General features: G+C 65.7%; 18 protein-coding genes. 5 read left to right on the top strand and 13 right to left on the bottom strand.

The features are described 5' to 3' along the window. Positions 1-57 precede the first annotated feature (57 nt). Entirely contained in the window at positions 58-1035 is a 978-nt protein-coding gene (locus CEY09_RS18525) for a tripartite tricarboxylate transporter substrate binding protein (RefSeq protein ID WP_088589783.1), read from the bottom strand. A 185-nt stretch (positions 1036-1220) separates the two neighbouring features. Further along, entirely contained in the window at positions 1221-1868 is a 648-nt protein-coding gene (locus CEY09_RS18520) for a hypothetical protein (protein ID WP_088589782.1), read from the bottom strand. A 16-nt stretch (positions 1869-1884) separates the two neighbouring features. Here CEY09_RS18520 and rpoN point away from each other — a divergent pair, with 16 nt between their 5' ends. The 4 genes from rpoN (at position 1885) to bfr (ending at position 5675) form a co-directional block, all read left to right on the top strand. Continuing rightward, positions 1885-3312: an RNA polymerase factor sigma-54 gene (gene rpoN, locus CEY09_RS18515; RefSeq protein ID WP_446678359.1), complete on the top strand. Its 1428-nt coding sequence runs from the start codon at positions 1885-1887 to the stop codon at positions 3310-3312. Positions 3313-3436: 124 nt separating this feature from the next. Next, complete coding sequence (locus CEY09_RS18510; protein ID WP_006224492.1) at positions 3437-3718, top strand: (2Fe-2S)-binding protein; 282 nt, start codon at positions 3437-3439, stop codon at positions 3716-3718. A gap of 189 nt (positions 3719-3907) precedes the next feature. Further along, positions 3908-4822 (top strand): DMT family transporter, encoded by a 915-nt coding sequence (locus tag CEY09_RS18505; protein ID WP_088589780.1) that lies wholly within the window; start codon positions 3908-3910, stop codon positions 4820-4822. A gap of 376 nt (positions 4823-5198) precedes the next feature. Beyond that, on the top strand, positions 5199-5675 hold the full coding sequence (gene bfr / locus CEY09_RS18500) for a bacterioferritin (RefSeq protein WP_006216785.1): 477 nt from the start codon (positions 5199-5201) through the stop codon (positions 5673-5675). A 152-nt stretch (positions 5676-5827) separates the two neighbouring features. Here the strand turns inward: bfr and CEY09_RS18495 are convergent, their stop codons facing one another. The 4 genes from CEY09_RS18495 to CEY09_RS18480 all read right to left on the bottom strand — a co-directional run bounded on the left by CEY09_RS18495 (position 5828) and on the right by CEY09_RS18480 (position 10529). After that, on the bottom strand, positions 5828-6520 hold the full coding sequence (locus tag CEY09_RS18495) for a hypothetical protein (protein ID WP_175216743.1): 693 nt from the start codon (positions 6518-6520) through the stop codon (positions 5828-5830). 24 nt (positions 6521-6544) lie between these two features. Further along, entirely contained in the window at positions 6545-8152 is a 1608-nt protein-coding gene (locus CEY09_RS18490) for a peptide chain release factor 3 (RefSeq protein WP_088589779.1), read from the bottom strand. A gap of 109 nt (positions 8153-8261) precedes the next feature. Next, the gene (locus CEY09_RS18485) at positions 8262-8891 is read right to left on the bottom strand and encodes a LysE family translocator (protein WP_088589778.1); all 630 of its coding nucleotides are present in this window, start codon (positions 8889-8891) and stop codon (positions 8262-8264) included. Between the two features lie 60 nt (positions 8892-8951). Next, positions 8952-10529 carry a DEAD/DEAH box helicase gene (locus CEY09_RS18480; RefSeq protein WP_167390110.1) on the bottom strand — a complete coding sequence of 526 codons (1578 nt, stop codon included), beginning with the start codon at positions 10527-10529 and terminating at the stop codon, positions 8952-8954. Between the two features lie 304 nt (positions 10530-10833). On the opposite strand from CEY09_RS18480, the gene CEY09_RS18475 reads away from it, so the two are divergent. Continuing rightward, positions 10834-12306 carry a YdgA family protein gene (locus tag CEY09_RS18475; protein WP_088589776.1) on the top strand — a complete coding sequence of 491 codons (1473 nt, stop codon included), beginning with the start codon at positions 10834-10836 and terminating at the stop codon, positions 12304-12306. A gap of 91 nt (positions 12307-12397) precedes the next feature. Here CEY09_RS18475 and CEY09_RS18470 read toward each other — a convergent pair whose 3' ends face one another. From CEY09_RS18470 to CEY09_RS18440, 7 genes are all read right to left on the bottom strand, one after another. Further along, positions 12398-13606: a metal-dependent hydrolase family protein gene (locus CEY09_RS18470; RefSeq protein ID WP_088589775.1), complete on the bottom strand. Its 1209-nt coding sequence runs from the start codon at positions 13604-13606 to the stop codon at positions 12398-12400. A gap of 25 nt (positions 13607-13631) precedes the next feature. Continuing rightward, entirely contained in the window at positions 13632-15362 is a 1731-nt protein-coding gene (locus CEY09_RS18465; protein ID WP_088589774.1) for a dipeptide ABC transporter ATP-binding protein, read from the bottom strand. A 7-nt stretch (positions 15363-15369) separates the two neighbouring features. After that, positions 15370-16296, bottom strand: a complete 927-nt coding sequence (locus CEY09_RS18460; RefSeq protein WP_088589773.1) for an ABC transporter permease — start codon at positions 16294-16296, stop codon at positions 15370-15372. A 91-nt stretch (positions 16297-16387) separates the two neighbouring features. Further along, a complete protein-coding gene (locus CEY09_RS18455) occupies positions 16388-17359 on the bottom strand; it encodes an ABC transporter permease (RefSeq protein ID WP_006224503.1) in 972 nt (323 codons plus the stop codon). A 144-nt stretch (positions 17360-17503) separates the two neighbouring features. Then, complete coding sequence (locus tag CEY09_RS18450) at positions 17504-19111, bottom strand: ABC transporter substrate-binding protein (protein ID WP_088589772.1); 1608 nt, start codon at positions 19109-19111, stop codon at positions 17504-17506. Between the two features lie 355 nt (positions 19112-19466). Next, positions 19467-20855 (bottom strand): GTPase/DUF3482 domain-containing protein, encoded by a 1389-nt coding sequence (locus tag CEY09_RS18445; RefSeq protein ID WP_088589771.1) that lies wholly within the window; start codon positions 20853-20855, stop codon positions 19467-19469. Further along, on the bottom strand, positions 20848-22290 hold the full coding sequence (locus CEY09_RS18440; RefSeq protein WP_088589770.1) for a DUF2868 domain-containing protein: 1443 nt from the start codon (positions 22288-22290) through the stop codon (positions 20848-20850). Before CEY09_RS18440 ends, CEY09_RS18445 begins: the two co-directional genes overlap by 8 nt. Positions 22291-22321: the final 31 nt, after the last annotated feature.

Below are 22321 nucleotides of genomic sequence, written 5' to 3'. Positions count from 1 at the left end.
AGAATAGTCCGAAAAAAACGGGGGGCGGAACGCCCCGCCGTGGTTTGCACGCTGCGCTTATTGCGTTTGCATGTGGCCGTTTTTCACGACTTTACCGAGCCGTTCACGTTCGCTTGCCGCGAAATCCACGAAGCTGGCGCGCGAGCCTCCGCCGGGTTCGATGCTGCTCTGGCGCAACGCGTCCTGCACGTCCTTCGATTGCAGGGATTTCTCGACTGCCGCATTCATCTTGTCCAGGACGTCAGCGGGCGTACCCGTGGGTGCGAAGAGACCCGCCCAGTGGCCGATCCGGATGGCCGGAAAGCCCGCTTCCGCGGTGGTGGGGATGTCCGGCGCGCTGGCCATGCGCCTGTCCCAGGTCGTGGCCAGCGCCTTCAGCTTGCCGCTCTGGATCAGCGGCAGGGTCACGATGCTGGCTTCGGAGGTGGCGTCGACCTGGTTGCCGATCACGGCGGTGACGCCTTCCGAACCGCTTTTGTAGGCGATCGGCTCGACCGGCAGGCCCGTTGCTTCTTTCACCATTTCGGCCACGAAGTGCGGCGTGCTGCCGTTGCCGGCGGTCGAGAACGTGATGCGGTCGGTCTTGGCCTGCTTGGCGCGTTCGACGAAGTCCTTCAAGTCCTTGGCGGGATTGGACGGGTTGGCCACGATGACGGACGGCGTGATGGAAAGCAGCGCCACCGGGGTCAGCGCGTCGTCCTTGTAGGGTTGGTCCGAGCGGATCAGGCTGTTGGTGACGGTGCCGTTGCTGCCGACCAGATAGGTGTAGCCGTCCGCCGGGCTGCGCGCCACGTGGGCCGCGCCCACGACGCCGCCCGCGCCAGGGCGGTTTTCGACGATGACAGTCTGGTTCAGGGTGGCGCCCACCGCTTTCGCGATGATCCGGGCGACCAGGTCGTTGGCGCCGCCTGCGCTGAACGGGGCGACGAAGGTGATGGGTTTATCGGGCCAATCGGCCAGTGCCGGGGTGGCGGCGAACGCGGCCGAACAGGCCACCAGCAGGCCGGCGGCATACCGGACGGGGGTGCGGAACATGGGTACAACTCCAGGAGGCTGGCTGCGCATCCGGCAGGTCTCGGCTGCCGATCGAGTTTGACTTGTGTGCGCGGCCCGCGGTTGCGCGAGCCTGGAGCGGCCAGTATAGGACGGGCCTGCTGGCAGGGGACTGAAACAAACAGGCCGCCTGACGGCGGCCTGGAATCAGGAAAAGGGCCGGGCGCTTAGCGGGCCGGGCCGATGCGCGGCTCGACGTAGCGGTCGCCGCGGGCTTCGCCGCGCACTTCAACGCGGGCGGGTTCCCGGCGGCCATCATCACGGGGATCGCGGCCGGGGCGCGCGGCGCTGCCTTCCAGGATTTGCGCCTGTTCGGCCACCATGGCGATCTTGCCGATGCGGTTGTGGCGGATTTCAGACAGTGAGCGGCGCAAATCGCCGACCGTGAAGGGCTCTTGGCGGTCGCCCCAGGTCCAGCGCAGCACGCCCAGCGACTCTTCGGACAGGTTCGGCGCCAGATCGGCCAGCACGTCGGTACCGACCGGCGTGGCCGCGCCCGAGGCCAGGCTGGCGGAGAACCAGGCTTTGACCGAGAAGAAGACGATCAGCGTCCAGATTCCGGCCACGACCCACCAGATGTACGGGTTCACCTTCTGGACCATGTCCATGGTGGGCTGGCCCAGGGAATGCAGGAAGTCGTAGTTCATGCGTCTGCCGAAATCGAGTATCCAGGAGGCGACCAGATACCAGAGGATCACGGCGACGGCGATGACTATCGCGCGCACAGCGAGTCGGGGAAGCGCCAATTTGAGCAGGGTTTGGCCGATAAGTCGGCTGTCCTGGCGAACGCTTGCGGGCGAAGTCAGATTCATCATGCAAAATATTGTACCTATGACCCGCCCAATTTTAGAACTGCGACCTGGCCAGCATCTGACGCTGACCCCTCAGCTACAACAATCGATACGATTGTTGCAGTTGTCTACGCTCGACCTTGAGGCCGAGATCTCGCAAGTGCTCGCGGACAATCCCCTGCTGGAACGCGAAGACGACACGCCCGCGGCCGAGGCGCAAGCCGAATCCGAACGCGAGTCTTCCGTGCAGGACGACGAGCCCGCAGCGGAACGCGAGACGCCGGTGGATGAAATGCCGGGTTCGGGCGGGGTCTATTCGGACGAGGATTTCGGCCCCCCTGAAACGGCGCGGCCGGACACCCTGCGCGAGCACCTGCTGGGGCAGTTGATGCTGACGCGCGCCGCGCCCCGCGACGTTGTGCTGGCGGCACTGCTGATCGACGAGCTGGACGAGAACGGCTACCTGGGATCGCCGCTGGAAGAGATCCTGGGCTGGTTGCCCGCCGACACAGAACCGGACATCGACGAATTGCGCGCCGCGCTGTCCTTGCTGCAATCGTTCGACCCGGTCGGCATCGGTGGACGCGACATGGCCGAATGCCTGCTGTTGCAGCTGCGCAACCCCGACCTGACCCGCCTGCCCGAAGCCGCCGACCCCGCTGTCCTGGCCTGCGCCCGGCAGATCTGCGCCCAGCACCTGCCCTTGCTGGCTACCGGCAATGCCGCCCGCCTCTGTGCGGCCGTGGGCTGCGACGAGGCGACGTTCCGGGCGGCCCACTCCCTTATCCTGTGTCTGGAACCCCGCCCTGGGCGCGCCTGGACGGTGCCAGCGGCCGACTACGCGGTGCCGGACGTCATCGTGCGCAAGACCCGCCGTGGGTGGCAGGTCACGCTCAACAGCGCCGCGGTGCCGCGGTTGCAGATCAACGGGCTGTACGCCCAGATGCTGGGCAACCAGAAGGAATCCGCCCACGCGGGCCTGCAATCCCAGTTGCAGCAAGCCAAATGGATGATCCGCAACGTCGAGCAGCGCTTCGACACCATCCTGCGGGTGGCCCAGGCCATCGTGGAACGCCAGACCGCCTTCTTCAGCCAGGGCCCTTCGGCCATGCGGCCCCTCATCCTTAAGGACATCGCCGGCGAACTCGGACTGCACGAATCGACCATTTCGCGGGCCACAACGCAGAAGTACATGCTCACTCCGTTTGGCACGCTGGAGCTCAAGCGCTTCTTCGGCGCGGGGGTGTCCACCGACGGTGGCGACGCCACCTCCGCCACGGCGGTGCAGACCTTCATCCGCCAGATGGTCGCGGAGGAGAACCGCGCCAAACCCTTGTCCGACAGCCAGATCATGCAAAAACTGGCCGATCAGGGGATAGTGATCGCCCGCCGGACGGTGGCAAAGTACCGCGAAGCGCTGCGAATCGCCCCGGCCACCCTGCGCAAGGCGCAGGCGTCGGCGCGCTGAAATAAGGGACGAATCTTTAAGAATTCGTCCTTTGTTTCAACGGGTTGCGCGTCAACGGTCCGTTGCAAATTTTATTGTGGCAAGGGGCTTGTCATCGGTTGAATAATTTTCGATAATCATTCGCATGTACATTTGCGTATGTAATGCCATCACCGAACGCCAAGTCCGCGCCAGCGTGGACGGGGGCGCGACGACGCTGTCCGACCTGCAATTCGAGCTGGGCGTAGCCACGTGCTGCGGCTGCTGCGCGGCAACTGCCGCCGAATACCTGCCAGGCGGCCGCTGCTCCAGCGTGTGCGACGTCCGTTCCATCGCCGTTCCGGTCAATGCGCCCGCTACGCTGGTTGAATCGGGCGCGGCTGCGAACCACAGCAGCTTCCCCATTCCGCTGGTCGCCGCAGGCTAAGCATCGGCCGTCTTTCCCGGCTCGCTGCCGTCACGCAGCGGGCTGCGTCGTTTTCTTTCGAAATATCCCCCGTTTTCCTGATTCTCCCGACCCGCATCGCGTCGGTTGACGGGTTGCGCCTGACGGGCGGGGCGCGCAGAATGCCTGCTCCACGCGGCATGCGTGGCGCCCTGCTCTCATGGAACCCCGATGAAGGCCACCCCGCCTGCCGTTTCCGCCACCCCGACCGCCCCTCGCGCGCCGGGGATCAGCTGGGTGCCGATCGCCGCCTTCTGCTTTCTGTGGAGTTCCGCTTTCGCTGCCGCCAAGATCGCGGTGCGGGACTGCCCGCCGCTGACCCTGCTGACGATCCGCTTCCTGATTGCCGGGGCGCTGATGCTGGGTATCGCGGCCGCAGGCCGGCAGGGAAAATTGCCTAGCCGCCGCGATGTGATGTCGCTGATCCTGCTGGGCGTCTTGAACAACGCGCTGTACCTGGGGCTGAGCTGGACCGGCATGACCACCGTGTCGTCCGCGTTCACCGCCGTGCTGATCAGCACCAATCCCTTGCTGATCGGCGTGCTGGCCGGACCGGTGCTGGGTGAGAGCCTGTCCTGGCGCAAGCTTGCCGGACTATGCCTCGGGCTGGCGGGGGTGGCCCTGGTGCTGAGGTCGCGGTTAAGCGGCATGCAGGAAGACATGCACGGCACCTTGCTGGTGACGGGTGGCCTGGTGGCGCTGGTCGCGGGCACCCTGCTCTACAAGCGTCTGAAGCCCTCTGCCGGGCTGTGGACGTCGACGGGCATCCAATCGCTGGCCGGCGCCGTCGCCCTGCTGCCGTTCGCGTTGATGCACGAGAGCCTGGGGGATGCGCGTCTGACCGCCAGCCTGGTGTGGAGCATGGCCTACATGATCGTGGCGGTGTCGATGGGCGGCTATTACCTGTGGTTCATGATCCTGGGCCGCGCCAGCGCCACCTCGGCCAGCGCGCTGCATTTCCTGATGCCGCCGTTGGGCCTGCTGTTCGGCTGGCTGGTGCTGCGCGAACCCGTATCCTGGCTGGACCTGTTGGGCATCGTGCCGATCGCCTTCGGCATCTGGTTGACCACGCGCAAAGCCGCTTGATCCGTCCGCGGCCACAATCGCGTTTCGGGTTGCCGATATGCAACGACGCGGCTTGAAGCAATTCCAGGCCCCTTTTCCCTTGCGGATGATGCCTGTGCGCGCCGCCTGCGCCGAGATATCGCGATGGATTCCTCGCCATCGCTTGCGTGCGGGCCGCATAACGCCTGTCTTGTGCCTGCAAGGCATCAAGTACGCATACTCATTCTCATTGTCTTGTCGCTTTCTTGTAGCGGTTCTAAAGCGGTTTACCAAATGCAGCGCAAGGCTAGGCGCGGCCCTGCGGCTGATGGTAGTCTGCCGGGGTTGCGTACGCGCGGCATCGTGCGCTCCTTTGTCGCGATGCATTTGCGTCGCGCCTGACTGCAAGGAGTCCATTATGAAAGGCGACAAAACCGTCATCCAGTTCTTGAACAAGCAACTGACCAACGAACTGACGGCCATCAACCAATATTTCCTGCATGCCCGCATGCTGAATCATTGGGGCTTCGACAAGCTGGGCAAGCACGAGTACGAAGAATCCATCGGTGAAATGAAGCACGCTGATCGCCTGATCGCGCGCATCTTCATGCTGGATGGCCTGCCCAACCTGCAAGACCTGCACAAGCTGCTGATCGGTGAAGACGTGCCCGAGCTGCTGGCCTGTGACCTGAAGCTTGAGCAAGCCGCGCATGCTACCGTCGTGGAAGCGATTGCCTATTGCGAATCTGTGCGCGACTACGTCTCGCGCGATCTGTTCCAGGACATCCTGGACGACACCGAAGAGCACATCGACTATCTGGAAACCCAGATCGACCTGATCGACAAGGTCGGCATCCAGAATTACCTGCAAAGCCAGATGTCCGTGCCTGAATAAACTTTTCGGCCAAAGCAATGGCGCCCCTCGGGGCGCCATTTTTGTTTTTGCCGCCGGCCCGCCCGCCTCAAGGCAATGACGTCCGTTGAAAGCAGCACGCCCGCAAGAGCGGGCGTGAGGGCATTTTCAGCTGAGGCGCGGCGGGAGCGCGCTCACTGTGGGCGGGCCGGGCATTCGGCCATCGTGCCCCAGGCGCGGTTCGGCGCGCAGTACTTGTTGCGAGCCGCCCAGGAACACGAGGGGCGGTCGAAGAAGCCTTGCGAGGCGCATTGCGCCAGTTCGCGCTTGAGAGCGTCTTGCCAGCCGGGCGCGCCGGGGCTGAGCGCCGTATTGGGCGGAGGCGGAGGCGCTTGCACCATTTGCGGGGTGCCGTAACCGCCAGCCTGGGTCTGCGCCTGGCCGCCGTTGATGGCGGTGGAGGTGCCGGGCACCTGCAAGTCCAGCGTGCTGACGTCGGATGTGCCCGAAGGCAGCGGCACTTCGGAGGCGGCTGCGATTTCGCGGGCCTGCTCCGGCGTGATGCGTTCGCGCGAGAGCTTCACGGCGGGATCGCTGACGGTGTCGAACAGCGACACCGTATTGACCTGCCATTCGCGGTCTGCGGGCTTGTCCGGCACGCCCAGGGTGCCGTCGATGCGGGGCTGCGGGGGCTGCGCCACGTAAGGCCGCCCGTTGGCATCCAGAACAGGTTGCTGCGAAGCCGCCGCGTCCTGCCCAGGAGCCGGTGCGGCGGGGGGCGCGTGCGCCACCAGCCAGTCACCCAATTGAATCCCGCCCCAGGCCGACGCGCCAAGCGCGATCAGGAGCGTTGCGAATAATAAACGCCAAGACATTGCTACCCTCATCTGCCGTGCGGAACCCGAACGGGTCTACGCCTTGTCCCCGAAAACCTTGCCGCCGTGCTCGCGCATTGCATGGAATTTCACTTCGGGATACAGGTCCTCGGCTACGCGCAACTGCGCAGGGGAACTGATCAAAAACGCCGCCGCATCGACCACATCATAGGCGATATGGGCCGCATTGGCATCCATGAACTTGCGCAGCGCTTTCGGGTTTTCAGACGTAATCCAACGTGCCATTGTGTAGCGGGAAGGCAGCATTCGGGCGTCTGCGCCGTACTCCGTCTTGAGGCGGTGGGCGACCACTTCGAACTGCAGCTGGCCGATCGCGCCCAGCAGCAGCGAGCCGCCGGCGGCCTCGGGGCGGAACACCTGGATGGCGCCCTCTTCGCCCAATTGGGTCAGGCCGGTGCGCAGTTGCTTGGTGCGCAGCGGGTCCTTGACTTCGACCGCCTGGAAGAGCTCGGGGGCGAAGAACGGCAGGCCCGTGAACTGCAGGGTTTCGCCTTCGGTCAGCACGTCGCCCAGTTGCAGCACGCCGTGGTTGGGAATACCGATCACGTCGCCGGCATAGGCCTCGTCCAGCAGCTCGCGCCGCTGCGACAGGAAAGACACCACGTTGTTGGGGCGCATTTCCTTGTTGGTGCGGGCGACCTTCAGGCGCATGCCGCGTTCGAAGCGGCCCGAGCTGACGCGCACGAAGGCCACGCGGTCACGGTGCGCCGGATCCATGTTGGCCTGCACCTTGAACACCACGCCAGTGAATTTGGGCTCTTCGGGCAGCACTTCGCGTTGCAGCGCCATGCGCGGGCCCGGGGGCGGCGCATGGTCGACCAGCGCGTCCAGCACTTCCTGCACGCCGAAGTTGTTGATGGCCGACCCGAAGAACACTGGGGTCTGCTTGCCGGCCAGGAACTGCTCGCGGTCGAACGCGGGGGCGGCTTCGTTGATCAGTTCGATCTCGCCACTGGCCTGCTCGAATGCCGAGCCGTAACGGCGGGCGATTTCGGGGTTGGTCAGGCCTTCGATGACGTCATCGTTGTCGGAACGGCGTTCCTGGCCCGGGCGGAAGACGCGCATGCGGTCGCGGCGGATGTCGAACACGCCGCCGAACGCCTTGCCCATGCCGACTGGCCACGAGAACGGCACGGCGTCCATGCCCAGGTGGCCTTCGATTTCAGACAGCAGTTCCAGCGGCTCGCGCACCTCGCGGTCCATCTTGTTGATGAACGTGATGATGGGCGTGTTGCGCGCGCGGCAGACCTGCAGCAGGCGGATCGTCTGCGGTTCGACGCCGTTGGCGGCGTCGATCACCATCAGCGCGGCATCCACCGCCGTCAGCACCCGGTAGGTGTCTTCTGAGAAGTCCTGGTGGCCCGGGGTGTCGAGCAGGTTGATGACGCAGTCGCGGTATTCCATCTGCATCACCGAGGACGCCACGGAAATGCCGCGTTGCTTTTCGATTTCCATCCAGTCGGACGAGGCGTGGCGGGACGCTTTGCGCGCCTTGACGCTGCCGGCGATCTGGATCGCGCCTGCGAACAGCAACAGCTTTTCGGTCAGCGTGGTCTTGCCCGCGTCAGGGTGGGAAATGATCGCGAACGTTCGGCGCCGCGCAACTTCTTGAGGGATATTCATGGTCGGAGGATTGTACTTAACGCCGCTTGTTAGGCCGGCGCGGTCCGGCTGCTTGCATGAAAAGCGCGGGGCACGCGTCGTCGCCGACGCGTGCCCCGCGCATGAAGATTCAGGAATGGCGGCGGAACGACGCCAGGAATACGCCAGCCAGGATGAACAGCGACCCGAAGGTGCGGTTCATCCAGCGGATGTGCTTGGCGTCGCGCAGCATGCGCAGCACGCGCGCCGCCAGCAGCGTGTACACGCCCATGGCGACCAGGTCGGTGAAGGCCAGCGTGCCGGCCAGCGCCGCGTACTGCGGCGTCAGCGCGAGCGCCGGGTCGACGAACTGCGGCACCACGGCCAGCAGGAACACCGTGCCCTTGGGATTCATGGTGTTGATCAGGAACCCGCGCATGACGAGTTCGCGGATCGACGCCTGCTTGGGGTCGCCCGCATCGACCGCGACGGGCGCGGCATCGGTGCGGATCTGGCGAATGCCCAGGTAGATCAGGTAGCCCACGCCCAGGTACTTGACCACATTGAAGGCCATTTCGGACGTGGCCAGCACCGCGCCCAATCCCACGGCCACGACGACGAACTGGAACAGGATGCCCATGATGAGGCCGGCCGTGTTCCAGTAGCCGCGTGCAAAACCGTACTTCAATCCCGAGGACATCGCCGAGATCGCGCCCGCTCCGGGTGAGAACGAAATGGCCCAGGAGGCCAGGAAGAACGTCAACCAGGTGGATAAAGGCATGATGGCGCGGGTCCTTGGATCGCAGGATGTGGGAGTGCCGGTGATATTACCTGCTGGGGATTACTTGCCCAGCAACGCCGCGCGGGGGGCGCCGGACGGACGGCCCTGAGCCGGACGTCCCTCAGCCGGGCGCCCCGAGCTGCCGTTGCCGGCCGGGCGGGCAGTGCTTTCCGGACGGCGCTGGCTTTGCTGCGGGCGGCCTTCGCTGCGGCCGGCGTGCGCCGGACGGTCAGCGGGCTTGCCGTCGCGAGCACCGCCGTTGCCGCGGCCTTCGCCGCCTGCACGGGCCGGCGCGGCGGGGGCACGGCCGCCGGCGGCGGCGCGGGGCTGGCCCTGGGCCGGACGCGAACGGCCGGCGCCGGCATTGCCGCCACCGTTGCCGCGACCGGCGTTGCCGCCACGGCCGCCACCGCCGTTGCGGTTGCCACCGCGCGGGCTACGGGCGTCTTCGTCGCGTTCCTGGCGCTCGAAAGCGGCAGCGCTGGTCGGGGACGGGGTCCAGCCTTCGACCGGCTTACGCTCGATCGTCTTCTTGATCAGGCGCTCGATGTCCTTCAACAGCTTGATTTCGCTGTTGTCGACCAGCGAGACGGCGGCGCCGGTGGCGCCGGCGCGGCCCGTGCGGCCGATGCGGTGCACGTAGTCTTCCGGCACGTTGGGCAGTTCGAAGTTCACGACCTGGGGCAGTTGGTCGATGTCCAGGCCGCGGGCGGCGATGTCGGTAGCGACCAGGACCGTCACGGTGCTGTCCTTGAAGCCGGCCAGCGCGCGGGTGCGGGCCGACTGGCTCTTGTTGCCGTGGATCGCGGCGGCGGTCAGGCCGTCCTTGACCAGCTTTTCAGCCAAGCGGTTGGCGCCGTGCTTGGTGCGCGTGAACACCAGCACCTGATGCCAGCCGCTTTCGCGGATGATGTGGCTGATCAGGTCGCGCTTGTGGTGCTGTTCCACCATGTGCACCGTCTGGGTGACCAGTTCGGTGGCGGTGTTGCGCGGGGTCACCGAGACCTCGCCCGGGTTGTTCAGGACGCCGCGCGCCAGCGTGCGGATCTCGTCGGAGAACGTGGCCGAGAACAGCAGGTTCTGGCGTTGCTTGGGCAGCAGCGCGAGGATCTTGCGGATGTCGCGGATGAAGCCCATGTCCAGCATGCGGTCGGCTTCGTCCAGCACCAGGATTTCAACGCCGGACAGGTCCACCGTCTTCTGGCCGCAATGGTCCAGCAGGCGGCCGGGCGTGGCCACCAGGATGTCCAGCGGCTTACGCAGCGCGGAGATCTGGGGGTTGATGTTGACGCCGCCGAACATCACCATGGACGTCAGCGAGGTGTACTTGCCGTAGGTCTGCACCGATTCCGCGACCTGCGCGGTCAGCTCACGCGTCGGGGTCAGGATCAGGCAACGGGGGCGGCCGGGCTTGCGCAGTTCCGGCTTCTGCTGCATCAGCAGGTGCAGGATCGGCAGCGTAAAGCCGGCGGTCTTGCCGGTTCCGGTCTGTGCGGCGGCCAGCAGATCGCCGCCTTTGAGCACTTGCGGAATGGCTTGGGCTTGAATGGGGGTGGGTGCGGTGTAGCCGGTATCGGCAATGGCGCGCAACAGGGAATCAGCCAGCCCGAGGTCGGCAAAAGGGGAAGAGGTAGTCAAAACAACTCCAGCGGCAGCCCGTCGCTCAAGTTGAGAGACTCCAATCCAGGCGGACGAATAAGGAGAAAAGGGAAGCGCCCTGATGGGCGAAGCTTGGCAGCGAAGGGCCTAGCGGACGTGTGCAGATTGGCAAAGCACACGGTGCGATTGTAGCTGATGTGGCATTGCAGCACCGGTGGATTTTTCGTAGGGCGGTATCACCACGTAACATATTGCATCGCCTATGCACGAAATAAGTGTTTTCCCTAGGCGGCACTCCCTATAATCCGTGCGCTTATATCCATTTGAAGAATAAAGGATCGCTATGAAGAAATCGGCGTTAGTGGGTGTCGTTGTCGTACTGGGTGCAGTGTGGACCGGCACGGCCTGGTACACGGGCCAGAAGGCCGAGGACTTCGTCAATCAGTCGATCGCGAATGCCAACGACAGCCTGAAGACGTTTAGCGACAAGTGGGGCATCGCGTCCAAGGTTGAGTTGGTGTCGTTCGAGCGCGGCGTGTTTTCGTCCACCGCGCGCTATCGCGTGAAGTTCACCGCGCCGGCCACCGAAGGCAAGCCGGCCGAAGAGCGCGACGTGCTGTTCGTCGAGCAATTGAGCCACGGTCCCCTGCCCCTGTCCAACCTGAAGACCGGCTCGTTCATGCCGGCCATGGTGGCCAGCGACTTCGCCCTGGAAGAGACCCCGGCGGTCAAGGAATGGTTTGCCGCCGCCAAGGGCGTCACGCCCCTGACCGGCCATTACAGCGTCAGCTACGCGAAGAACATCACGGGCAAGTTCAACCTGGCGCCGGTGGAAGTGGCCAAGGGCGACACGAACCTGAGCTTCTCGGGCATGACCGGCAACGTCGAATACGCCACGGGCACGAAGCACGGCGTCGTCGACCTGAAGACGGACAAGCTGGTGCTGTCCGGCCAGTCGGAGAACAGCGACATCGTCAGCATGGCCCTGCAAGGCATCACGCTGGAGAGCGACCTGACGCCGGCCTCCAACGACATGTACGTGGGCAACCAGAAGCTGACGTTCAAGGACTGGACGATCACCTCCAAGGAAAAGCCGCCCGTCCAGTTCAAGGACACCACGATCGCCGTCGATGTGGCGGAAGCCAATTCGCTGCTGGGCGCCAAGATGGCCCTGGATTTCGGCATGATCAACGTGCAGGCCAAGGACATGGCCGGCATGAAGCTGGCCATCGACGTGCAGAAGCTGGACTCCAAGGCGTTCAAGGCGCTGAACGACGTCTACGAAGCCGCTTCGCGTCGAATGATGCAAAGCAAGGGTGAAGAGCAGACGCCGCAGTTCACGCCCGAAGAGCAGCAGATCCTGAAGACCAACGTCGAGCTGTTGCTGGCCGGCAATCCGACGCTCGCCGTGTCGCCGCTGGAAGTGCGTACGGCCAATGGCACGTCCACGTTCAACCTGAACCTGGATCTGGCCAAGCCGGCCTCCATGGACGGCGAGTTCGCGGATACGCTGACGCAGGCGGTGCGCAAGCTGGACGCCAAGCTGGTACTGTCCAAGGGCAACCTGACCGACCTGATGGCGATCGAACCGCAAATGCGCGGCGTGCCGGCCGAGCAGGCCGCCCAGACCGCCAAGGGCCAGGCTGAAATGGTCGGCACCATGGCTGCCGCGATGGGTGTGGCCAAGGTCGAGAACAACAACATCGTCTCGTACCTGAACTACGCCGACGGCCAGGTCGACTTCAACGGCAAGAAGATGCCGGTCGAGCAGTTCCTGATGATGGTGATGAGCGGCGCCATGGGCGGCGCGCGCTAAGGCGCACTCCCCGCACGCAGCATCAAGGAAAAAGCCGCCGCGCTTCACGGCGCGGCGGCTTTTCTTTTTATCGTCGGGCGCGTTGTCGCTGTCAGAACGGCAAGGCGCCCGCGGCCACTTCGCCGTTGCGCAGCACCGCTACATGGAAGCGCTTGTCGGCCGCTTTCAGGATGTCTTCCGTGGGATCGCCCTGCACCAGCAGCAGGTCGGCCACCTTGCCGTCGGCCAGGATGCCGTGCTGGTCCAGGCCCATGAGGTCGTGGCCGCGCGAGGTGCCGGCGATCAGCGCGTCCACCGGCGTCATGCCGAATTCCACCATGTAGGCCAGTTCCATGGCGTTTTCGCCATGCAGGTTGAACGGCGTGCCGGCGTCCGTGCCCATCGCGATCCGGCCGCCCGCCTTGTAGTACATCTGGAACGATTCGCGGTGGCGCTGTTCCACCGCGCGCGCCTTCTCCACGGCATAGGTCGGGATGCCGTTGTCGGCGTTGGCGATGATGTTGCGCACCGCGGCGATGGTGGGCACCAGATAGGTCTGGGCCTCCAGCATTTCGCGCAGGCAGTCGTCGTCCATGAAGATGCCGTGCTCGATGGAATCGATGCCGGCGCGCACCGCGTTCAAGATGCCCTGGGTGCCTTGCGCGTGGCTGGCCGTGCTTTTGCGAAAGCGCTTGGCCTCGTGCACGCCCGCCTTCATTTCGTCGAAGCTGTAGTGCGCGTCCATCGGGCTGACGCCGGGCGTCATGACGCCGCCGGTCGCCATGATCTTCACCAGGTCGCAGCCGGCGTGCACCTGTTCGCGCACCGCCTTGATCACGTCTTCACAGCCGTCGGCGATGCGGCCGATGCGGTTGCCGTGGCCGCCCGTCATGCAGATGATGCGGCCGGACGCCTTGATGGTGGGGCCGGGGAACACGCCGCGCGCGATGGCGTCGCGCACGCCGAATTCCAGATAGTCCTTGCCGCCGCAGTCGCGTAGCGCCGTGACGCCGCCGCGCAGACTGGCCTGCGCATTCTCCAGCGCGGTCAGCGTGATCTGGGCCGGACCTTGCTTGCTTAGCTGCGCATTGGGATCGGCGCCGCCGGTATAGACCAGGTGGACATGGCAGTCCGCCAGGCTGGGCATCAGCGTCATGCCGGTGGTGTTGACCTGCATGCCGGCGTAGCCTTCGAATTCGGCCGCCGGCGCCACGCGCGCCACCCGCTGGCCGTCAACCAGCACGCCGTGGCCCTGCAGCATCTTGCCCGCGCCATCGAATACCTGTCCGCCGATGAAGAGGGTCTGTCGTGTCGCCGTCATGTCTCGCTCCGGTTGCGCTCGGGCGTCAGCCTTCCACCACGTCCAGCCCCTCGCGGGACATGGATTGCAGGCGGGGCATCAATCCAAGCAGGTGTTGGCTATAGGGGTGTTGCGGATGGTCGAACAGGCTTTCCGTTTCGGCCACTTCCAGCAATTCGCCATAACGCATCACGCCGACGCGGTCGCACATCTGGCGGATCACCGGCAGGTCATGGCTGATGAACAGCATGGTCAGGCCCAGCTCTTCCTGCAGGTCTTTCAGCAGGTTCAGGATCTGCGCCTGGATGGATACGTCCAATGCGGAGGTGGGCTCGTCGCAGATCAGGAAGCGTGGGCGCGTGGCCAGCGCGCGGGCGATGCAGATGCGCTGGCGCTGGCCGCCCGAGAACTCGTGCGGGAAACGCTCGGCCGCGCGGTCGCCCAGGCCCACCACGTCCAGCAGGTCGGCCACGATGCGGCGGGCCTCGGCCTCGCTTGCCGCCAGCTTGTGAAAGCGGATGGGCTCGGCCACGATGTCCAGCACGCGCATGCGGGGGTTCAGCGACGAGAAAGGATCCTGGAAGATCATCTGGATCTGGCGCCGGAACGGGTTAAGGTGCTTTTCGCCCTTGAGCGCGGTCAGGTCCGTGCCGCCGAACGTGACGGAACCTTCCGAGGGCGTGTACAGCCCCGAGATCAGCCGCGCCACGGTGGATTTGCCGGAACCCGATTCGCCCACCAGTCCGAAGACCTCGCCTTCGCCGATCGAGAAGTTCACGCGCTTGACCGCGTCCAGCGTGCGCTGGTTGCGTTTGAACAGCGCGCTTTTCAACACGAAGCGCATGGATAGGTCGCGCACCTGCACCAGCGGACCGTCGGTATGCGCGCCGAAGTCGCGCCGTTGGCCCAGCCAGTGCGTGGCAAGATCCAGGGGCTGCGACGGCGTCTTCACGTCTTCGATGTAGGTGACCAGCGGAAAGCGCTTGAGCTTGATGTCCGGACGCGGCACGGCCGAGATCAGGCTGCGGGTGTAGGGGTGGTCGGGGTCGCCCAGGATTTTGGCGGTGGGGCCTTGTTCCACGAGCTTGCCGTGATACAGCACCGCCACGCGGTCGGTCACGTCCGCGATCACGCCCATGTCGTGCGTGATGATGATCATGCCGACCTGCTCTTCGCGGCACAGCTTTTTCAAGAGCTCCAGGATCTGCGCCTGGATGGAGACGTCCAGCGCGGTGGTGGGCTCGTCGGCGATGATCACCTCGGGTTCGCAGCACAGCGCCAGCGCGATCACCACGCGTTGCCGCATGCCGCCCGAGAACTGGTGCGGGTACTGCTGCACGCGCAGCTCGGGCTGGTCGATGCCGACCTGCACCAGCAACTGCACGGCGCGCTTCTTGGCTTCGGCGTGCGACAGGTTCAGGTGCACCTGCATCGTCTCGACCAACTGGCTTTCCGCCGTCTGCAAGGGGTCCAGCGAGGTCAGCGGATCCTGGAAGATCATGCCGATGCGGCGCCCGCGCACTTTGCGCTTCTGTGCTGGCGTCAGCGTGTCGATGCGTTCGCCGTTCAGCAGCACCGAGCCGCCGGCCAGCCGCCCGGGCGCTTCCAGCAAGCCGATCACCGCGTTGCCGATGGTGGACTTGCCTGCGCCGGATTCACCCACCACGCCCAGGATCTCGCCTTTTTCCAGGGACAGCGATACGCCGTCCACCGCCACCAGCGTGCCGCGGCGGCTGGGGAATTCGATGCGGATGTCTTCGATGTTCAACAGGGCCATGACGTCCTCAGCGCAGCTTGGGGTTGAGCGCGTCGCGCAGCCAGTCGCCCAGCAGGTTGACCGATAGCACCAGCGCCACCAGCGCGATGCCGGGGAAGATCGATATCCACCACATGCCCGAGAACAGGTAGCTGTTGCCGATGCGGATCAGCGTGCCCAGCGACGGCGACGTGACCGGCACGCCGACGCCCAGGAACGACAGCGTGGCCTCGGTGATGATGGCGATCGCCAGGTGGATGGTGGCGATGACCAGCACCGGGCCCATGACGTTAGGCAGGATGTGGCGGCGCAGGATGGTGATGGGGCCGATGCCGATGAGGCGCGCGGCCTGCACGTATTCCTTGTTGCGTTCGACGAGCGTGGAGCCGCGCACGGTGCGCGCGTACTGCACCCAGCCTGAAATGCCGATGGCGAAGATCAGCACGTACAGCGCCAGCTGGTCATGCATGTCGCGCGGCAGGATGCCGCGCGCCACGCCGTCGATCAGCAGCGCGACGAGGATGGCGGGAAACGACAGCTGGACGTCGGCGATGCGCATGATGAAGCTGTCGATGCGGCCGCCGGCGTAGCCGCTGATGAGGCCGAGCGTCACGCCCAGCACCATCGAGAACAGCACCGAGGCAAACCCCACCAGCAGCGACACGCGCGAGCCATACAGCACGGCCGACAGGATGTCGCGGCCCTGGTCGTCGGTGCCCAGCAGGAAGTCGGGGCTGCCGCCCTCTTCCCAGGCCGGCGGCGTGTTGGCGTCCATGATGCTGAGCGACGCCAGGTCGAAGGGGTTATGCGGCGCGATGACGGGTGCGAACAGCGCACCCAGCAGAATGGCCAGCGTCACGGCGGCGGCGATGATGGCGCCGGGCGACCGCTTGAAGCTGTGCCACAGGTCGCTGTCGGCGGCGCGGGCAAACATTGGAGCGATGCGAGCAATCATTTGATTTCCTTTTTTACCGCTGGGCCGTCCCAAGGTAAAAAGCGCCCCCTCGGGGGGCAGCAAGCCGAAGGCGCGGCGTGGGGGCTATTTTTCATTTGCTCTGCACGCGCAGACGCGGGTCTACGGCGAAGTACAGCAGGTCGACCACCAGATTGATGACGACGAACATGAACGCGATCAGCACCAGATAGGCCGCCATCACGGGGATGTCCACCATGCTGATCGCCTGGATGAAGAGCAGCCCCATGCCGGGCCACTGGAACACTGTTTCCGTGATGATGGCGAACGCGATGATCGAACCCAGCTGCAGCCCGGTGATGGTGATGACGGGCACCATCGTGTTCTTCAAGGCGTGGCGGAAATTGATCAGCCGTTCGGGCAGGCCGCGGGCGCGCGCGAACTTGATGAAGTCGGCGCGCAGCACCTCCAGCATCTCGGCGCGCACCAGGCGCATGATCAGCGTCATCTGGAACAGCGCCAGCGTGATGGCCGGCATGATCAGCGCCAGCCAGCCCGACTTGGTCAGAAAGCCGGTGGTCCACCACCCCAGGCTGACGACGTCGCCGCGTCCGAAGCTGGGCAGCCATCGCAGTTGCACGCCGAAGACCAGGATGAGCAGGATGCCGATCAGGAATGTCGGCAGCGAGATGCCGGCCAGCGAGATCGCCATGAAGGCCTTGGACAGCACGCCGTGCCGCTTGAGCGCGGTGTAGATGCCCATCGGAATGCCCAGCGCCAATGCCATGACGGCGGACACGAAAGACAGTTCCAGCGTGGCGGGCATGCGTTCTTCAAGCAGTTCGCTGACGGGCCGGCGCTGGCGGTACGAGATGCCGAAGTCGCCCTGCACCGCATTGCCGACGAAGCGGGCGAACTGCACCACGAAGGGATCGTCCAGGCCGAGCTCGACACGCAGCTGCGCGCGTTGTTCAGGCGTGGTGTCCTGGCCGACCATGCTGGCGATCGGGTCGCCCACATAGCGGAACATGGAGAACGCGATCAGCGCCACCGTCAACATCACCAGCACCGACTGGATAAGTCGTTGCGCAATAAAGGAAAGCATTATCGGATGCCCTCGTTTGCAGATAACGCCGGGCCGCGTTTCCGTTGAAAGCGGGAAGCGGGGCTGGGCCGGGCGCGCCCGGACGGCTTGCGCCGTCCGGGGCTCACATCGTCAGGAAATCAACGCAGGGATTGCGGCAGGCGGTTACGGCAACACCACGTCGCGCAGGTCGAGCACGTCGTCGGCGCGCTGGATGACCTTGATGTTGTCCTTCACGCCCCAAGACATCGGTTGCTGGTGCAGCGGCAGGTAACCGAAGTCGCTGCGCACGATCTCGAACGCTTCCTTGATCATGGCGTTGCGCTTGGTCTGATCGGTTTCGACGCCGATCTTGTTGGTCAGGTCGTCCACCTTCTTGTTGCAGTAGCCGCCCAGGTTGAACTGACCGGCCGCCGTCTTCGCGTCGCGGCAGGCTGCCAGGTTCAGCAGCGCGTTGTGCGCGTCGGTGGAGCTGGGCGTCCATCCCAGCATGTACATGCTGGTCTGGTTGCCCGCCTGCAGCAGGATCTTGCCGAAGTACTTGGACTTGGTCTGCGCCAGCAGGTTGATCTTGATGCCGACGCGAGCCAGCATGCCGGCCACCGCCTGGCAGACCTTTTCGTCATTGACGTAGCGGTCGTTCGGGCAGTCCATCGTCACCGTGAAGCCCTTGGGGTAGCCCGCTTCGGCCAGCAGCTTCTTCGCGCGTTCGGGATCGGGCTTGTAGGGCGCGCCGTAGGAGTCGGCGTAGCCGTTGATGGCGGTAGCCACCAGCGAGCCCAGCGGCTTGGCTGCGCCGCGCATGATCTTCTCGTTGATGGCCTTGGTGTCGACCGCCAGCACCACGGCTTCACGTACCTTGGCGTCCTTGAAGGGGTTCTTGCCCTTCACGTCCGAGAACAGCAGTTCGTCGCGGTCCTGGTCCATGCCGATGAAGATGGCGCGCGCTTCGGGCGCCGTCAGCGGCTTGACGCCCTTGGCGTCTTCCAGGCGCTTCCAGTCCTGCACGGGCACGGGTTGCACCAGGTCCATTTCGCCGGAGATCAGCGCGGCCACGCGCGTGGCTTCCTGCGTGATCGGCTGGAAAATGACTTCGTCGACGTTGGTCTTGATGTCCTTGTTCCAATAGTCGCCATAGCGCTTGAGCACCGTCTTTACGTCAGGCTGGCGCGAGACCAGCATGAAGGGGCCGGTGCCGTTGGCGTTCAGGTTGGCGTAGTTGCCCTGGTTGTCACCCTTGACGTTGGTGGCTTCGGTGGTCTTGTTCTTCTCGGACCACGTCTTGCTCATGATGTACAGGAACACCCATTCGCGCGGCAGGATGGGGTTGGGCGTGGGGGTGGTGACTTCGATCGTGTAGTCGTCCACCTTCTTGATGTCGGAGGCCTTGGCGCCGTAGCCCTTCATGTCGGAGCCCGGGGTCAGGCTGCGCTTCCACGAGAAGACCACGTCGTCCGCCGTGAAGGGCGAACCGTCGTGGAACTTCACGCCTTTGCGCAGCTTGAACACCCATTTGGTCGGCTCGGGGTTTTCCCAACTTTCGGCCAACAAGGGGGTCAGTTTCAGGTTGCCGTCGTAACCCGCCAGCGTCTCGTAGATATTGCCCTGGAAACCGAGCGTGAAGGTTTCGTTCAAGGCCATCGGGTCCATCGACGTGGCGTCGCCTTGATAGGACCAGTGGAACGTCTTGGCGGCCGCGCCGGCGCTGAATGCCAGCGATGCCGCAACGGCAGCCGCCAGCGCAGCCTGCTTCAGGTGGGGAAAAGTACGCATAGCCCTCATGCTCCGTGTGGTGCGCGGATCGCGCGACAGAAGTGACAGGGCCCCGGCCCCATCGGGATCCGGGGCATGGCGTTGCTGCTTACGACGAAAGACGGCGTGGGGTCGGAAGGCGCGCGGCGCGAACTGCGCACGGGCCGTGGAGGGCGATGCCGGGAATCACTGCCGAGGACTTCGACTTCACGATAGACCCAACCCCTTGTGATTGTCATGGCGGGGACGGACCGCGCCGATGCAAAACGAATCTTATAGATCGATTCGTTTAAGCGTCAATCGGTTTGGATTGGGGTTAGTCCGCGCTTGCCGTCGGCCTTGAATGGTGCGTTCCACGCCGGGAACGGCGCGGTGATCAGGCGTCCGGACGAGGCGTGGCGGCAAGGGTTTTCGCCAACTCGTGGACGATGCGCTTCCTGCGGTCGCTGTCTTCGTAATGCTTGCCCAGCGCCGACCATTCCGGGCGGCTGCGCGCTTCTTTCAGGCCGTCGGGCAAGGGCCCCTTCTGCCAGGCGGCGTCATCCGGAAGGGCTAGTTTCAATGGCTCGCGCGCGGCATGGCCGCGGCGTTCCAGCGCGTCGATCAATTGCCGCTGGCGCAGCGCCAGGAGGCGCAGCACGGCATCGTCCACGCTGATCTCGCGCCAGCCGCGCAGTTTGCCCGCCACGCGCTTGCCGAGTTTCTCCACCCCCTGCCACAGGCCGCCGGCGGCCGCGCCGATCAGCATGCCGGTGCCCAGGCTCAGGCCTGCGCTGAAGAGGTCCACCGCCGCGCCCGCCATTGCGCCGGCGGCCGCACCCATGCCGACCTGCACGCCCATGTCTTTGAGCGCCTGCGGATGAAACAGGTCCATGCCCCAGCGTTCGCCTTGCAGCGGCAGCGCATCATCCGAAAAATCAGACGGACGGAAGTTATAGAGCGCCAGCAAGGCGTTCACGCAGGTCTGTTCGCGTTGCCGGACCTGATCGCGCAACTGGTTCGATGCAGCGGCCAGGGCGGCCTCGTCGCTGGCGCTGGACACGTGCAGCGCCGCTACGTCGACCAGCAGATCGGCCAGCAGTTCGTAGGCGGCGGCGTGGCGTTCGCGGCGTTGCGCGGACAGGCTGTCGGACAGCCGCGCCAACGCGCCGGCGTGCCGGTCAAGCAGCACGCCCAGTTTGGCGTACAACTGCTGTTCGCCATCGAGCGGCGGCGCGACCGTGTCGAATTCCACCACCGCATGCAGGCCCAGCCGCGCCATCGCGCCGCGCCATTCGTCGGCACGGTGGGCGAGCGCGTTCACGAAGTTCAGCACCGGGAGCAAGGGCCGGCCGCAGGCGGCCAGGATGGAGAGTTCGTCGCGGTGCTTGCCCAGCACAGGATCGCGCGCGTCAATCACATAGAGCGCGGCGTCGCAGTCCAGCATCTTGGTCAGGACGCGGGCCTCTTGTTCGTAGCGGCCGTGCGCTTCGGGCGTGTCGAGGAAGCGGCGGATGCGCGCCGGGCCGTCCAGCCGTTCTTCGGGGCCATCCAGCCGCTCCAGGTATTCCAGCAAGGCGATGCTGTCTTCCATCCCGGGCGTGTCGAACCATTCGAGCACGGCGCGGCCTTCCAGGCGCAGCCGCGCGCCTTCGACGTGGCGCGTGGTGCCGGGGCTGTCGGCCACCTCGCCGAACGCGGTGTCGCGCGTGAGGGTGCGCAAGAGCGAGGTCTTGCCGGTGTTGGTGTGGCCCACCACCGCGATCTTGATGACGTCGTCAGCCATGGCCGGACTCCAGCCACGTCAGCGGGGCCGTAGGGGTTTGCAGGATGGCGTCGGCAGGCAGGCCCAGGGCCAGCAGCCGTTCGCGCCACAGCGCGGCGCGCGTGCCCGCGCCGGACTCAGCCTCGGGCCCCGTGATGAGCCACACGCCGGTAGCCTGCGCGTGGGCGGACAGTTCGGCGATCAGGGACAGGGTGCCGCGGTCGGGCGTCTGGCGGGCGTCGCAGGCGATCAGCAGGCGCGAGGCCGCGGCCTGCGCAAGCGCGTCCAGCACGCGGTTGCGTTCTTCCCGCGTGTCCAGGTTGCCGGCCATCTGGATGCCCGTGGGCACGTTCGCGGGCGGCCAGGGCAGGTCGGCGGGCAGTTCCAGGCCCAGCAGCACAGCTTGCCCGCCGAGAGCGGCTAGCGATGGCGCGCGGACGCGGGGTTCGTGCAGCGGGTCCACGGGGCGGTCGATGCCGAGGGATTGCGCCGGCGGTTCCAGGCGGTCGCGCAGCGGTGAAAAGCCGGCCAGCATGGGGTCGATGCGTACCCGGCGCAGCGCGCGCAGCGTGGCGGCCACGCACAGCGCGCCCGCCAGCAGGCGCGGCAGGATGCCGTAGACCACCAGCACCCCGATCAGCCACAGCGACCACTGCACCTGCGCGTCGGCGGTCAGGGTCTGCGCGCCGTCGCTGGCGCGGATGACCGCGGCGTCCGGCATCGGGAAACCCAGGTGCGCGGGCAGCCAGCCGATGGCCTGCGTCAGCCCCACGAAGGTGTCGGGGGCCAGCAAGGTGGTGGCCCAGATGAAGCGGTAGCTGGCGGTGGACAGCACCGCCAGCAAGGTCGCCAGCGCGGCGCACAAGGCAGTCAGCCACAGCAGGTGGCTGATGGCGCCGAAGAGCCAGCGCAACGCGCCTGCGCGCGCCAGCAGGTTCAGGAAGGCCTGCGGCACCAGGGCGCCATCGGGGCCGCGCGCCAGCTTGCGGGTGGCCCAGAGCCAGAGGCGGCCCAGCCCGGTCATGGCCGACGCCCTGACGAGGAAACTGGCCAGCCACACCAGGAAGGTCAGCGCGTGCAGGCCGAGCAAGGCGCCCAGCGCCCACAGCACGTTGACCGGCCGCGATCCGTCGCCCAGCGCGCCCAGGGCAACGCCGATGCCCGATATCAGCGCCAGCACGAACAGTACGGCCAGGATGCCGCGCGCGCTGCGGCGCCAGGCATCGACCAGCGGGGTCAGGTTTTCACGTTGCGCCAACAGGTCGGCGCGGGCCAGGATGCGCGAGGGCAGATCGGTGTCCAGCTGCCGCACGTGCCGCACGGCGTCGGCGTCGTCCAGCGGGCCCCAATGGGTTTCGCGCAGGCGGATGAGTTCGGCCAGCCAATGCGCGCGCAGCGGGCGCGGGGCGGCGGGGCCGGCCAGGAGATCGGAATCGCGAGAGGTCGTGGACGGCATCGCGTCGTGGGCAAGCGCGGTGGGACCGCGG

The organism is Achromobacter marplatensis, assembly GCF_002209535.1.
Taxonomy (GTDB): Bacteria; Pseudomonadota; Gammaproteobacteria; order Burkholderiales; family Burkholderiaceae_B; genus Achromobacter; species Achromobacter marplatensis.
Note: the sequence above shows the minus strand (reverse complement) of the source record. Positions and strands in the feature narration are given on the sequence as shown.